This is a genomic window from Enterococcus cecorum, assembly GCF_052119425.1.
GTDB lineage: Bacteria > Bacillota > Bacilli > Lactobacillales > Enterococcaceae > Enterococcus_E > Enterococcus_E cecorum_C.
This window is the reverse complement of sequence record NZ_JBQKFH010000047.1, coordinates 1-15,108: the sequence shown is the minus strand read 5'-3', so window position 1 is coordinate 15,108 and position 15,108 is coordinate 1. Positions and strand designations below refer to the sequence as shown.

Sequence of the window (15,108 nt, the reverse complement as noted above, 5' to 3'; positions counted from 1 at the left end):
CTAAGTATGCATTAACAACTTTCTTTTTTAGTTCATAACTGTATTTAGCCATAAAAATACCGACCTCCAATTGTTAGATTTTATGGTCTAACTTTTGGGGGTCGGTACAAAATAATACTGTAGATTTTGTAAGTTTTTCATACTACTCATCAAGAGTAAGTAGCAGTGATGAGAGTAAAGGAAAACAATCTGAAAGTAATATTTTTTCTTCTGCAATAAACCCTTATCTAAAAACTAGTCAATGGGGCTGGGCAATTGATGCCTTAGGATTTAGAAGTACGATAAATGAATTATATGACCGCTATCAAAAACCATTATTTGTTGTTGAAAATGGTTTAGGTGCAAAAGATACTGTAGAGGAAGATGGCAGTATCCACGATGATTATCGTATTGAATATTTAAAAGAACATATTCAGGCAATGAAGGATGCTATTGAACAAGATGGCGCCGAAATTATTGGCTATACGACATGGGGCTGTATTGATTTGATTTCAAATGGAACAGGTGAATCGGCTAAAAGATACGGATTTATTTATGTTGATAGAGATAATCATGGTAATGGCTCTTATCAGAGAAAGAAAAAAGACTCATTTTATTGGTATAAAAATGTTATTGCAAGCAATGGAGAAGAATTATAGAATAAAAGTCATATAACAAAAGTCCAAAATAAAAAAATCCGAATGTTCAACTTGATTGCTCATAAAATCAACGATGAATATTCGGATTTTTTAGATACTCATTTTTATACGAGCCTAACGGGGCAGTCCCGTAACAATGATTTGCTGGCTCAACGTAAAGAGCAATTACCACAAATCGCCCAGCTATTACGCCGTGATAGTGACTACTACGTCAAAGTATTAACGAAGGATATGGGCAAATTATTTACGGAAGCCAAAGGGGAAATCACTTTATGTGCAGACATTGCCGATTACTATGCTGAAAAAACTGAACCCTTTTTAAAGTAACCTGAATTAAACTAGACAAGTAGAAGTCTTAATATTTATTATTAAGTTTTCTCTTGTCTTTTTTTGTTATATTTAATACAAATTTATTTTAATTCATAGGACATTATTTGTAATTAGCGTATTACAAAAATTGGCAACAAACAGCATTGAAACCGCTTTATATATGTTCTAGTATATAGACAGGAGCTGATAATCATGATTAATAGCCAAGATTACAAAATATTAAGTGAAATAATATTTAGAAATGAAGGTGACAGTAAAAGGATAAAAGAAAAGTATCAATTATCAAATCGACAGCTGAATTATGTTATCTCAAAGGTAAACGAAATATTAGTTGAAAATCATTTAAAAAAAGTCGAAACTTCAGGGACGGATATACATGTTGAAAATCAATCCTTAGTTTTTTTACAACAATACTTACTTAATATGGAGTATCTTTCTGATGTATATCCCTCTGAAGATTTACGTCGAGTATTAATAGAGATTTTATTACTTTCTTCAACAGATTATCTGACGTTAAATCATTTAATTATTAGTTTGATGAGTAGTAAATCTACCATAGTGAATGATTTAAAAATTGTAAGAAAAAGCTTAGCGAGTAATCAATTAATTTTAAGAAATAATCGCGATCGAGGATACTTCGTTGAAGGCGACGAAAGTGTAATTAGATACAGGCTTTTAAAATTAACCATGCAGTTTCTACATCAGGATAATGGTGAAATGTTTCTAAATGATTTTGTTCAACGATGCTATCAAATGGATGGTGGTAAAGTTATAGAAGATATTACTCAATTATGCAATACCTATGATATTTCATTTTTTGAGAATACATTTAAAGAATTTGTATTTGGATTTATCTTACTGAATAGTAGATTGCTTGAAGATGAACTGAAACTAGAATTTCCAATAGAGATTGATTCATCCTGTAATGAATATCAATTTAGTTATCAGTTGTGTCAGTTGTATCATATAAAGAATTATCAGGCAATAAGCTATATTGCAGCGCTAATTTTAGGAAGTTCTACAGGAGATATTCATAAAGAAACTTCTGACAAGATGGTTATTATTGAACTGATTAAGAATTTGATTTATAGATTTGAGCATTTAGCAGGACTGAAATTTGTGGATGAGCAAGCAATAATATTAAGATTGTATATTCATATTCGACCAAGTTATTATCGTTTGAAGTATCATTTGCCAACAGTAAACCCATTAACATCGGAAATAAAATCAGAATATGAGTCAATGTTTTTATTGGCAAAGGAATCTATTCAACCTATGAAAAATTTTTTTGGTAGAGAAATTCCAGAAGAAGAGATTGCTTATATTGCATTACATTTTGCTATTTCCATATTTCATGATCAGGATGTTTTAACCCATAAACGTTATCGAGCATTAGTACTTTGTCCAAATGGAATAGGTACATCAATGATACTCCTTCACGAGTTGGAAGCATTATTTCCAAATATCAAATTTGATAATCAAAGTTTCTCAGATTCTTTGGATTTAGAAAGTTATGACATCATCTTTACAACAAAAGTAACACAATCCTTATTCAAAAAACAGCTAAATTACATTTTTGTTAATCCAATAATGAATGAAAAGGAAAAATATTTATTAATAGGAAAAGTTTATAAGTTAATTAGAGATGATAGTTTGCTTTCCAATGATGAAAAAGAACTTTTATCAATTATAGAAAAACATGTAGATGATAATCAATATGACAAGATAGCTACGGAATTTATCTATAATAAAAAAGCTGAAGATATGAAAAATAATGAAGAAGAAGGGGGGATAAGTCCTTTGTTAAGTGAAATTACGGACCCAAGACTGATTCAAATAAATGTTGAGGCAAGTGATTGGGAAGATGCCATTAGAAAGTCAACAAAAGTTTTAGTGACAAATAATAAAGTAAGCAAAGAATACATTGATGGAATGATTCAAACGACGAAAGAATCCGGTCCTTATATTGTTATCACTAAACATGTTGCACTACCACATGCGCGTCCTGAATGTGGTGCTAAAGAAATTGCGATTAGTATTTCCTCTTTAAAAACACCGATTAAATTTGGCAATAAGGAAAATGACCCGGTTAAGTATATTTTTGGTTTAAGTGCATTAGATAATAAAACACATTTAAAAGCCATGTCAGAATTAGCTGAGTTATTAGATAATCCTGAATTTTATCAAATCATTGATCAGGCGAAAAAACCACAAGAAATTTATGATTATATTAAACAATATGAAAGTGAGTAGATTAAAATGAAAACTTATTCTGCATTGATTGCTTGTCGTACTGGAATGGGATCTAGTATGATGTTGAAAATAAAAGTGGATCAAGTAGTACGCAAAAATCATTATCCTTTAGAAGTTCAACACAGTACATTGGATGATGTTAAAAGCTTTAAAGGAGATTTATTAATTACCATGGCTGATGTAGCTGAAGAATTAAAGGGTCAAGTACCTTATATTATCGGTATTAATAATTTAATGGATAAAAATGAAATTGAAACAAAATTAAATGAATTTTTTAATCAAGTATAAGTCTGGAGGGACAGAACATGGGAATATTAAAAGTAGTCGTATTTGACTTGTTATCTTCAGCCCCTATATTAGTTGGGATTATCGCATTAACAGGGTTATTACTTCAAAAACAATCTGGAGATAAGGTAATTGCAGGAACGCTGAAAACGATTGTTGGCTTCTTGGTATTTGGTATAGGTTCTAGTGCGGCTGTTGTAGCATTGAATAGTTTTCAAGAACTATTTGCTAAAGGATTCGGATTAAAAGGTGTGTTACCACTAGCTGAAGCAGTAACAGCCCTTGCTCAAAATAAATTTGGAACCACAGTTTCTCTAGTCATGTTGATTGGTTTTATTTGTAACTTATTAGTTGCTAAATTTACACCTTTGAAATATATCTTTTTAACAGGTCAACATAACTTATATTTGGCTGCGTTATTAACAATTATGTTTAAAGCGTTGGGTATGAATAATACAATTACTGTTATTTCGGGTGGTTTAATATTAGGTATTTGTGCAGGGTTATTCCCTGCTATTGCACAGCCATACATGAGAAAAGTTACAGGCGATGATGAACTTGCCATGGGTCATTATGTGACGGTGGGGTATGCTATTTCTGGTTGGATTGGATCAAAAGTTGGTAAACCTGAAGATAGTACTGAAAATCTTAAATTACCTGGTTGGTTAGTGATGTTTAAAGATTACGTTGTTGGAGTTTCTGTTACGATGGTAGTATTTTTCTACATTGCATCCATTGCTGCTGGTAAAGAAACTGTTGAAAGTATTTCTGGTGGGGTGAACTGGTTAGTTTATCCATTATTCCAAGGTTTAAGTTTCTCTGCTGCTTTATATGTAATCATTACAGGTGTACGTTTGTTCTTGGGTGAAATTGTTGGCGCTTTCGTTGGTATTTCAGAAAAACTTATTCCAAATGCTAAACCTGCGTTAGACTGTCCAGTTGTATTCCCATTTGCACCAACAGCTACAGTTATTGGTTTCTTAGCTGCTTATGCTGGTGGTTTACTTACAATGGTTATCATGGGATTAATCGGGTCAATCGTTATTATTCCGGTAGCTGTACCTTATTTCTTTATTGGGGCAACTGCAGGTGTATTTGGTAATGCAACAGGTGGTTGGAAAGGCTGTATCGCTGGCTCATTTGTTGTCGGAATTTTAATTGCAGTTGGTCCAGCACTTATTTATCCAATTATGGAAAATATTGGTTTAACTGGTACATCATTCCCAGAAACAGACTTTAATATCGTTGGTTTATTAATTTACTATATTGGTCATGCATTACAAGCTATTTTTTAGTTAGATGGAGGTTATTATGAGAGATATAGATATTCATTCAGTAGCAGCAATTCGTAGTTTAGTTGTAGATAGTGTCGAAAATGCCAAACATGGTCATATGGGGGCACCACTTGGAACAGCACCAATGGGATATGAACTTTTTAAGAATCACATGCATTTTAATCCTAAAAATCCAAAATGGTTTAATCGAGATCGCTTTGTGTTAACTTCAGGTCATGGTTCAATGCTACAATATGCACTGTTACATCTTTGTGGTTATGACTTATCTATTGATGATTTAAAACATTTTAGACAATTAGATAGTAAAACACCAGGACATCCAGAAGTACATCATACACCTGGTGTTGAAGCAACAACTGGACCATTAGGACAAGGTTTTTCAATGACGGTTGGTTTAGCTATTGCTCAAGCTCATTTAGCTGAACGTTTCAATAAAGAAGATATGGAGATTATTTCAAATAATATTTATACGATTTGCGGTGATGGCGATTTAGAAGAAGGCGTGGCTATGGAAGCTGCAGCCATAGCAGGTAATCTAGGGTTAGGTAAATTAATAGTCCTTTATGATTCAAATGATGTAACTTCTGACGGTCCAATCGAATTATCTTCTAGGGAACATATTCGTAAAAAATTTGAGGCAATGAATTGGCAAACCTTATTAGTTAATGACGGAAATGATATCGATGAAATTGGTAAAGCTATTGAAGAAGCAAAGAAATGTGAAGATAAGCCAACCTTAATTGAAGTCAAGACAATTATTGGATTTGGTTCGACTTTACAAGGAACTGAAAAAATTCATAGTAATCCTGTAGGTGAAGTAGAAGCAGCGCGCATTAAGAAATCCATTCATTGGGAGTATGCTCCGTTTGAAATTCCAGATAGTGTACGTGATAATTTTGCAGAAGTTATTACTCGAGGAGAAGCTGATGAAAAGAGTTGGAATGAATTATTAGAACAATACAAACAGGCTTATCCAGATGAATATACACTACTTAAACGGATTATTTCAGGTGAAGCACCAGCACTCAATGAATTATTGGTTCCATTTAGTGAGGAAAAAATGGCTACGAGAAGCGCCTCAGGAAAAGTATTAAATAAAATTTATCAACTTAACCCAGTATTGGTTGGAGGTTCTGCAGATTTAGCTTCGTCAAATAAAACAACTATCGAAGGAAAAGGTTTTATGAATCAAAATTCACACGTAAGTCCAAATGTTCATTTTGGTGTACGCGAATTTGCGATGGCCTCAATCATTAATGGTATTACGCTGTACGGTGGCTTACGCGGATATTGTGGTACTTTCTTAGTATTCTCGGATTATATGCGTTCAGCTATCCGACATGCAGCTCTAATGGAAACTCCTTCAATCTTTGTAATGACGCATGATAGTCTTCAAGTAGGACAAGATGGCCCAACTCACCAACCTGTAGAGCATCTACTTTCTTTACGTGCAATGCCAAATCTTGTTTTGATTCGACCAGCTGAAGCGAACGAAACTATTGCAGCTTGGAAATTAGCTATGGAATCTAAGAATCGTCCATTTGTCATCGCTTTGGGAAGACATGATGTGCAAGTGAATAAAGATGTTTCATTTCACGGTGTTGCAAAAGGAGCATATGTGATTTCAAAAGATGCGGATGAACCAGAATTGATTTTGATTGCGACTGGCTCAGAAGTCGAAGTAGCATTAGAAGCTAAGAAAAAATTAACAGGACATAAGATTAATGTCGTGTCAATGCCAAGCTGGGAACTATTTGATGAACAGGATGAAGCTTATAAAGAATCCGTCTTACCAAAATCAGTAAGCAAACGAATTTCAGTTGAATTAGGCACTACACTTGGTTGGCAAAAATATGTTGGATGTCAAGGAAAATCAATTGGAATCGATAAGTTTGGTAAATCTGCACCAGCAAAAGATTTACTTAATGACTATGACTTTACTGTTGAAAGAATTGTAAAGGAAGTTGAAGAAATGTTAGCGAAGTAGTCAAAGATGCATTTTTTGAAAATCAGAGGGCATTACTATCATCGCAATCCTAGCGTGGAAGATGTTTGTAGATCTTTACAAAATGAAGTAAATGAATAGAAAATAATAGTTACTCCCTCAGCCAATGGGTATACGTTATTGGTTGGGGGAGTTTCTTATTTTGGACAATTAGGCTAAATCTTTTGTTAATGATTTATCTCCTCAATCAACTTGCGGCTGTTGTAGATTTTTTCGAAGTATTGTTCGTTGTTTTGCAAGAAGCTATAAAAAATAGTATCGACGACGAGCAATTGGGCAAAAAGCGAGTTCGTTGCAGCACTGCGTAGAAAAGCTTCTTTAGGGATCGAAGTCTGGATGAGATGATCAGCAAGTTTTGACAATGGATTTTTTCCTAGCATGGTTTGGGCAATAATTGGAATATTGATTTTTTTAGCGATTTGGGCGGCTTTAACGACTTCACGAGTTTGACCAGAATTGGAGACTAACCAAATCGCACTATTTGCTTGATGGCTAGAAAGCATGGCAGTTAAAATATGTAAATCTTTTTCGAAAAAAATTATTTTGCCAATTCGTCCCCATTTTTGATAGATATCTTCAGCAATCATAGAACTAGCCCCGATGCCAAAAACGAATAAGACTTCTTTTTCTTCTAATAACTGAACAATGGTTTTGATTTGTTCCTGTTTTAGTACTTCGCTTGTTTCTTCCAATGTTAAAATCGCGTTATTGCATAGTTTACGCTTGGTTACTTCAAAAGAGTCAGCCAAATTAACATCATCATACTTTTGTTCTCGTTTTTCATTTTTTTCACTATTGATAGACAGTTTGAATTCGTTTACGGAACTATAGCCGATTTTCTTTATGAAACGAACCACGCTTGGAGCACTAGACTGTGTTTGTTCGCCAATTTCTTTTGCAGTGGCATTAATGACTTCATCCGGATGCGCCAAGATATATGCGGCAATTCTTTTTTCTACATCCGTCAATTTATTGTCAAGTAAGTGAATTCTAGATTGTACGCTCATATAGATGCACCTTTCTTATTATTTGTTGAAATAAAATTTCATAAAATTTATAAATATATTGAAATAAAATTTCTTTAGGTATATAATAATTATATCATAAGAAAGCGGTTGAAAGGAGATTAGTGATGGAAAACTTGAATTTATCTGCGCTGGGTACTGAAAAGCGCAATCCTAAAAGTCTTCATCTTGATGAATTGTCAACTGAAGAGGCGTTGCAATTAATGAATCAAGAAGATGGTCATGTCCCTGAAGTCATTGCTAAAGTGATTCCGGTGATTGCTCAAGTGGTGCAGAAAGTGACAAAGGTATTAGCTGAGGGTGGCCGTTTAATCTATATGGGTGCTGGGACTAGTGGTCGTTTAGGTGTTTTGGATGCTGTTGAGTGTCGCCCTACATTTGGAACGAGTGATCATCAAATTGTTGGCCTGATTGCTGGCGGAAATGATGCGATGTTTCGTGCGCATGAAAATATTGAAGACCAGGAGCAATCAGGTGTTGCTGATTTACAAAAGATTCAACTTACCGCGCAAGATATGGTGATAGGTATTGCAGCCAGTGGTCGAACTCCTTATGTCATCGGCGGATTAAAATATGCAAACGAAATAGGTGCACAGACAGTTGGCCTTGTTTGTAATTTGGATTCACCCATTAAACAAGTTGCTCAAACGACAATAGAAGTTGATTGCGGGCCTGAAGTGTTGACTGGATCTACACGTCTAAAAGCCGGGACCGCTCAAAAATTAATATTAAATATGATTTCAACGGTAAGTATGGTTGGACTCGGCAAGGTTTATCAAAACTTAATGGTCGATGTGCAGCCGACAAATGAAAAATTACGAGAACGCTCTTTACGCATCTTAATGGAAGCAACCGATATTACACGCAATCAAGCACAACAAATCTACGAACAAGCGGACAAAAATCTAAAAGTCGCTATTTTGATGCAATTGCTACACATAGATAAGCAAGAAGCGCAAAAAAGACTACAACGAACACATGGTCATGTCGGTCAGGCGATAGTTACTGAGGTACAGCTATGATAGGAATTGGTCTAATGTCAGGCACGAGTCTAGATGGCGTGGATGCTGCTTTGGTTGAAATTACGGAAACATCGCAACTAGATGTTCGTCTGCTAGGTTTTACCTGCCTTGCTTATCCTGAGGAAATGAAAGCACGCATCAAGGCGGTGTGTAGCAAGCAAAAGATTGATATACAGCAGATTAGTCAGTTAAATAAAGACTTGGGTGATTATTTTTTACAAGCTTGTCAAAAGATTCTAGCTTCTAAGTCGCAAATTCAAACGGTTGATTTTATCGCTTCTCATGGACAAACTTTGTGGCATGAAACGCAAAATCCTACCAATGCGCATACCTTACAAATGGGGGAAGTCGCTCAGATGGCGTATACGTTAAATACGACGGTGGTTTCTGATTTTCGCGTTATGGATGTTGCTGCAGGTGGGTTAGGTGCGCCTTTGATTCCTTTTAGTGAACGACTGCTATTTCAAAAAGCAGATAAAGTTCGTTTGCTACAAAACATTGGTGGCATAGGCAATGTCACTTACTTACCAATGAAAGGCAGCCAGCAATCAATTTTTGGCTTTGATACTGGACCAGGTAATATGTTAATTGATGAAGCGATGAGACATTTTTATCAGCTAGATTTTGATGATCAAGGGAAGTATGCTAAACAAGGCAAATTGGCTGATGATTTATTTGCATTTCTTTGTCGGCATCCTTATTTATCAAAAAAAGTGCCTAAAAGTACGGGTAGAGAAGAATTTGGTAAGCCTTATTTTGACAAGTTGCTTGCAGCCTTTCCGAAAGTGTGTGCCAATGACTTTATTTATACGTTAACGAAATACACTGCATATACGATATATCTTCATTATCAACGAGAGATTTTCCCACTTGTTGAAGATAAGCAGTATATAGAAATTATTTTAGCTGGTGGAGGAGCCTATAATTTAACCTTGGTGAGTGAGTTACAGCATTATTTTCCAGATATTCCGATTTATACCCAAGAAGATTTAGGCTTTTCTAGTGAAGCAAAGGAGGCGATTGGTTTTGCATTGATGGGATATTATACGCTACAAAGAAGAGCAAATAATATTCCGGCAGTTACCGGGGCTAAAAATCCTGTTATCTTGGGAAAAATCACCCCAAAACCTAGACAATAGAAGGGAGAATTTTCATGTTAGAAAAATTTACTGCATTTATTGAAAATCATCTAGCTGGTCCAATGGAAACACTCGGAAATCAGCGTCATTTACGTGCCATTCGTGATGGTATCGTAGCCACTTTACCCTTAATCGTGGTGAGTTCATTCTTTATGATTGTTGCTTTTCCACCTATTCCTCAATCTTGGGGACTTTACAAATTTTTATCTGAAAATGCGGCAACTATATTATTACCTTATCGGATGACGATGTATATCATGAGTTTGTATGCTGCATTTGGGATTGGTCATAGTCTTGCCAAAAGCTATCATTTAGATACTTTATCTGGTGGTATTTTGGCTGCAACTGCCTTTTTACTTACTTTTACACCGGTCAATATTGCCCCAGACTTAGCCGAAAAAGCTGGAGTAGCGGGCTTTGTACTACCGATGGGCAATTTAGGCGGTGGCGGGATGTTTGTCGCTATCATCACTTCAATTATTGCGGTGGAAATATACCGTTTAACCGATCGTTCAAAATTCAAAATTACCATGCCTGAACAAGTCCCACCAGCAGTTGCGCGCTCATTTGAAGCTTTAACACCAACGTTAATCATTATTTTAGGTATGGGTTGTATTACTTATTGGTTGAAATTTAGTTGGCATACTGCAATTGCCACAGTGGTCGGTCCATTAGTGAATGCCGCGGATAGTTTACCTTCTGTATGGCTATTAGTCTTCTTAACTGAATTCTTCTGGTCATTTGGGATTCATGGGGCTTCTATTGTAGGTTCCATTGCGCGTCCGATTTGGTTGCAATTATTAGAAGGCAATACAACAGCACTAGCAAATCATCAAGCTTTACCAAATATTGCGGCTGAACCTTTCTATCAATGGTTTATTTATATTGGTGGTTCGGGTGCTTCTTTAGGATTGGCGATTTTATTAGCATTTAAAGTGAAATCTCAATATGCTTCTAAATTAGGAAAAACCGCGTTGGCACCAGCTATATTCAATATCAATGAACCTTTAGTCTTTGGTACACCGATTGTCTTAAATCCAATTTTAATTCCACCATTTATTATTGCACCTTTAGTGAATGGTACGATTGCGTGGATTGTCACTTCACTTGGATTGGTAAATAAGGTTACTGTAACTGCACCATGGACACTACCTGGACCAATTGGCGCATTCTTAGCAACGGGTGGCGATTGGCGTGCGATTGTGTTAAATGTATGTTTAATTATTTTATCAGTGATTATTTATTATCCATTTGTGATGGTTTATGATAAGAATGAATTAGAAAAAGAACAAGGACTAGTAAAAGAATAGATTTGGAGGATGTATCATGTATTGCTTAGGGATAGATTGTGGCGGCACTAAAAATCAATTGATACTTTATCATCAATCAGGTAAGGTAGTTTTTCAAAATGAAAATCAAGGTATTACAATTTTGCTAGATGATCAATTGTTTATCCAAAACCTACTTGAACTGTTCGCAACTATTCCTCAAGCTTACTTAACTTCAATCGAGAATATCCAAATTGGCATTGCTGGTTGGGGCTCCTATACTTTCAAAGAGACGCTTTATCAACGTATTTACGCTATTTATCCAATGTTTGAGGGAAAGCTAGAGATTCAAACAGATGTGTAATTGGTGCGTAAGGCGTATTTTGGTAACGAGGATGGCGTGATTGCATTGGCGGGTACGGGTTCGGTCATCTATGGACATTTGCAACAAAAAGTCATTCAGATTGGTGGCTGGGGCTATCTTTTGGGCGATGAAGGTAGTGCCTATTGGATCGTTAAGACCTATATTATCAAATTGTTGGCAGATTTTGATGCAAGTCAAAAGTTACGTGCAGATCAAGCAGCTTTTTTGCGACATCTGAATCTAAAGAGCACCAAAGAGTTAGTGGGTTATTTTTATTCATTGGAACGTCGAGAAGTTGCGCAAAAATGTTTGATTTTAGTTGATTTGGCTAAAGAATATCCAGAAGTAGTGGCGGTATTTCAGCTAGCCGGTCAACAACTTGCAAACCAATTGCTAACTTTACACCAAAGAATATCCCTACCTTTTTCAGTGGCGTTTCATGGCAGTGTGCTTTTAAAAAATGATTATGTCAAAGAAGCACTAATTAAATGTCTTCAAGATTTTCCAGAGATTCAGCCAGTACAAGCAATGCTTAGCCCTTGTGCAGCATGTTTAAAGCAATGAGGTGAAGAAATGTATCGAGAATTAGGAATTTCAATTTATCCAAATTATAGTGAATTAGAAGAAGATTTAGCTTATTTAAAATTGGCGCATCAATATGGTTTTTCTAGACTATTTATTAGTATGTTGGAAATCAATTCTGATGCTGAAAAATTAATTGAAAAGTTTAAGCAGACTATCCATTATGCCCGTGAATTAAATTTTGAAGTGATATTAGATGTCTCTCCACGAATTTTTAGTGTTTTGGGGATTTCTTATGATGATTTGACTTTCTTTGAACAATTAGGGGCAAGTGGGATTCGCTTAGATCAAGGGTTCGATGGCAATAAAGAGGCTTTACTTTCCTTTAATGAGCAAGCTTTAGTGATTGAGTTGAATATGAGTAATGATGTGAAATATTTAGACAATATCGTTTCTTATCAACCCAATTTGCCATTTTTATATGGATGTCATAATTTTTATCCGCAAGAAGGCACAGGATTACCTTATGATTATTTTGTAAAATGTAGTCAACGCTTTAAACAATATGGGCTGAAAACCGCCGCCTTTATTACGAGTCCATCCGGTAAATTAGGCCCATGGCCAATTAATGATGGTTTGGTTACTTTGGAAATGTGTCGCAAATTACCAATAACGACGCAAGCCAAGATTCTCTTTTATTCTGGTTTGGTTGATACAGTCATTATTGGCGATGCATACGCTAGTGAAGCAGAATTAAAATCATTAGCCGAATTAGATCGATATCGTTTGACTTTTGATTGTGTACTTGATTATCATATTTCACCAATTGAACGACAAATTCTTGATTATTCTCAGCATTTTCGTCGTGGGGATATCAATGAACGAGTAGCTCGCTCCACCCAGACACGTGTGCTGTACAAATCAGAGGCCAATCCAGCACGAGCTTATCCTCATGAATTTATGTTTGGTGATATTGTTGTGGGCAATGAAGATTTCTTGCAGTATAAAAACGAACTGCAAATTGTCCTTACGCCACATCATGATGCTCGCAAAAATCATGTCGCACATATAGTGAAAGAAGAGCAGATTTTACTTCAGTTCTTACATCCATGGACGAAATTTAAGTTAAAGATAGTCGAATAATGTAACTCCCTCAATGATTAGTGAGATATCGCTAATGGTGAGGGAGGTTTTATTTATATTTGATGGCTAAAAATTAGGGTTAATATGAGTGAATTGTCATATAATAAATAATTACCATTTATACTGTAAGGCTTTACATGGTATAATGATTTTAAATATAAGAATAATGTAAACGGTTTAAAAATAAGTGCAGATAGCTTTTGTTACGTATCAGAAAGGGGACGGAGTGTATGAGTCAAGCAGGTTTTCCAAAAGATTTTTTATGGGGTGGTGCAATTGCGGCCAACCAGATTGAAGGGGCTTGGAATGAAGGTGGCAAGGGACTTTCGGTAGCGGATGTGGCGATGTATCGGCCGGATTTGGATGTGAAAGATTATCAGGAGCAAGTGAAGATGACCATGGCACGGATTGAAGCGGCGATGGCAGATCCAACTGATACCTATTATCCTAAGCGTCGGGGCTCAGACTTTTATCATCGTTATAAAGAAGATATCGCGTTATTGAAGGAAATGGGGTTTAAGGCCTTGCGTTTATCGATTGCATGGTCGCGACTTTATCCAACAGGTGAAGAGCTCACACCAAATGAGGCGGGAGTAACCTTTTATCAAGAGGTTTTTGCTGAGTTAAAGAAAGCTGGGATTGAGCCGATTGTCACACTGTCTCATTATGAAATGCCGCTTGCGTTAAGCGTGAAATATAATGGCTGGGTGGAACGTAAAGTAATTGATGACTTCCAACGTTTTTGTTGGAGTTGTTTTGAAGCTTTTTGTGATGTGAAGTATTGGTTGACCTTTAATGAAGTCGATTCGATTATCCGTCATCCATTTACGACTGCGGGTATCGTGGTCGAACGCTGCACACCTGGCAAGGAAAAAGAAGAAATCTATCAAGCTTTGCATCATCAGTTAGTGGCTTCTTCTTTGGTGACGCGTGATTTACATGAAATGTTGCCGAAAGCGAAAATGGGCTGTATGTTAACCAAACTGACGACCTATCCTAGAACTTGTGCGCCAATCGATGTGGAATTGACTTTAAATAAAAATTTGGATAATTATTTTTATGCCGATGTGCAAGTCTTTGGAAAATATCCGCCATTGATTTTAAAACGCATGGAAAATGAAGGGATTCAGTTGAACTTTGCGCCGGGGGATTTGGAGATTTTGAAAAACTACACCGTTGATTTTGTGACTTTTTCTTACTATATGTCCATGACCGAATCAGGCGACCCAACAGCTGAGCGTACGCCGGGAAACACGATTGCTGGGGTGAAAAATCCTTATCTTCCTGCGACGGACTGGGGTTGGCAAATTGATCCAAAGGGTTTGAAGATATCCTTGCTAGAATTGTATGATCGCTATCAATTGCCGCTCATGGTGGTGGAAAATGGTATGGGTGCGAAAGATGTGTTAGAAGCAGATGGCACGGTCCATGATAGTTATCGCATTGATTATTTTAAAGCACACTTTGAGCAAATGAAAGAAGCCATTGATGAAGGGGTAGATTTGATTGGCTATACGAGTTGGGGCTGTATTGATTTGGTTTCAGCAAGTACGTCACAAATGTCTAAACGTTATGGCTTTATCTATGTAGATGCCGACGATGAAGGGCATGGCACTTATGATCGTTATCGTAAAGACTCATTTTATTGGTATAAAAATGTTATTGCTACAAATGGTGAACAACTTTAATAAAAAAGACCCACGTCAAATGATATGTACCCAGAATCCTGGACACATATATGAACTAGGCGGAACACAAGGATGCTAACCTGTACTTTGCAGGTGGCATCCATTTTGTTTTTGCCTGAATTCTTTCGTTA

General features: G+C 36.0%; 12 protein-coding genes and 2 pseudogenes. 13 read left to right on the top strand and 1 reads right to left on the bottom strand.

Features of this window, described 5'->3' with window-relative positions; translation table 11 throughout:
• Positions 1–104: 104 nt before the first annotated feature.
• The 6 genes and pseudogenes from ACTQZM_RS10340 to tkt form a co-directional block, all read left to right on the top strand.
• Positions 105–638: pseudogene (locus tag ACTQZM_RS10340) on the top strand (family 1 glycosylhydrolase); the annotation flags it as partial.
• Between the two features lie 129 nt (positions 639–767).
• Positions 768–962: pseudogene (locus tag ACTQZM_RS10335) on the top strand (aldehyde dehydrogenase family protein); the annotation flags it as partial.
• Between the two features lie 198 nt (positions 963–1,160).
• Positions 1,161–3,221, top strand: a complete 2,061-nt coding sequence (locus ACTQZM_RS10330; protein WP_441653713.1) for a BglG family transcription antiterminator — start codon at positions 1,161–1,163, stop codon at positions 3,219–3,221.
• Positions 3,222–3,227: 6 nt separating this feature from the next.
• Positions 3,228–3,509, top strand: coding sequence for a PTS sugar transporter subunit IIB (locus ACTQZM_RS10325; protein WP_047334334.1), 282 nt, complete (start codon positions 3,228–3,230; stop codon positions 3,507–3,509).
• A gap of 17 nt (positions 3,510–3,526) precedes the next feature.
• A complete protein-coding gene (locus tag ACTQZM_RS10320; RefSeq protein ID WP_047341052.1) occupies positions 3,527–4,801 on the top strand; it encodes a PTS ascorbate transporter subunit IIC in 1,275 nt (424 codons plus the stop codon).
• 16 nt (positions 4,802–4,817) lie between these two features.
• Positions 4,818–6,788 (top strand): transketolase, encoded by a 1,971-nt coding sequence (gene tkt / locus ACTQZM_RS10315; protein WP_441653712.1) that lies wholly within the window; start codon positions 4,818–4,820, stop codon positions 6,786–6,788.
• A 185-nt stretch (positions 6,789–6,973) separates the two neighbouring features.
• Here tkt and ACTQZM_RS10310 read toward each other — a convergent pair whose 3' ends face one another.
• On the bottom strand, positions 6,974–7,813 hold the full coding sequence (locus tag ACTQZM_RS10310) for a MurR/RpiR family transcriptional regulator (protein WP_441653711.1): 840 nt from the start codon (positions 7,811–7,813) through the stop codon (positions 6,974–6,976).
• 125 nt (positions 7,814–7,938) lie between these two features.
• Here ACTQZM_RS10310 and murQ point away from each other — a divergent pair, with 125 nt between their 5' ends.
• From murQ to ACTQZM_RS10275, 7 genes are all read left to right on the top strand, one after another.
• Complete coding sequence (murQ, locus tag ACTQZM_RS10305) at positions 7,939–8,853, top strand: N-acetylmuramic acid 6-phosphate etherase (protein WP_441653710.1); 915 nt, start codon at positions 7,939–7,941, stop codon at positions 8,851–8,853.
• Between the two features lie 14 nt (positions 8,854–8,867).
• Positions 8,868–9,992, top strand: a complete 1,125-nt coding sequence (locus ACTQZM_RS10300) for an anhydro-N-acetylmuramic acid kinase (protein ID WP_441653709.1) — start codon at positions 8,868–8,870, stop codon at positions 9,990–9,992.
• 14 nt (positions 9,993–10,006) lie between these two features.
• A complete protein-coding gene (locus ACTQZM_RS10295) occupies positions 10,007–11,302 on the top strand; it encodes a PTS sugar transporter subunit IIC (protein ID WP_441653708.1) in 1,296 nt (431 codons plus the stop codon).
• Between the two features lie 16 nt (positions 11,303–11,318).
• The gene (locus ACTQZM_RS10290; RefSeq protein ID WP_441653707.1) at positions 11,319–11,624 is read left to right on the top strand and encodes a hypothetical protein; all 306 of its coding nucleotides are present in this window, start codon (positions 11,319–11,321) and stop codon (positions 11,622–11,624) included.
• Between the two features lie 3 nt (positions 11,625–11,627).
• Entirely contained in the window at positions 11,628–12,188 is a 561-nt protein-coding gene (locus ACTQZM_RS10285; RefSeq protein WP_441653706.1) for a BadF/BadG/BcrA/BcrD ATPase family protein, read from the top strand.
• 9 nt (positions 12,189–12,197) lie between these two features.
• Positions 12,198–13,289 carry a DUF871 domain-containing protein gene (locus tag ACTQZM_RS10280; RefSeq protein WP_441653705.1) on the top strand — a complete coding sequence of 364 codons (1,092 nt, stop codon included), beginning with the start codon at positions 12,198–12,200 and terminating at the stop codon, positions 13,287–13,289.
• Between the two features lie 230 nt (positions 13,290–13,519).
• A complete protein-coding gene (locus tag ACTQZM_RS10275; RefSeq protein WP_441653704.1) occupies positions 13,520–14,977 on the top strand; it encodes a glycoside hydrolase family 1 protein in 1,458 nt (485 codons plus the stop codon).
• The last annotated feature ends 131 nt before the right edge of the window (positions 14,978–15,108 follow it).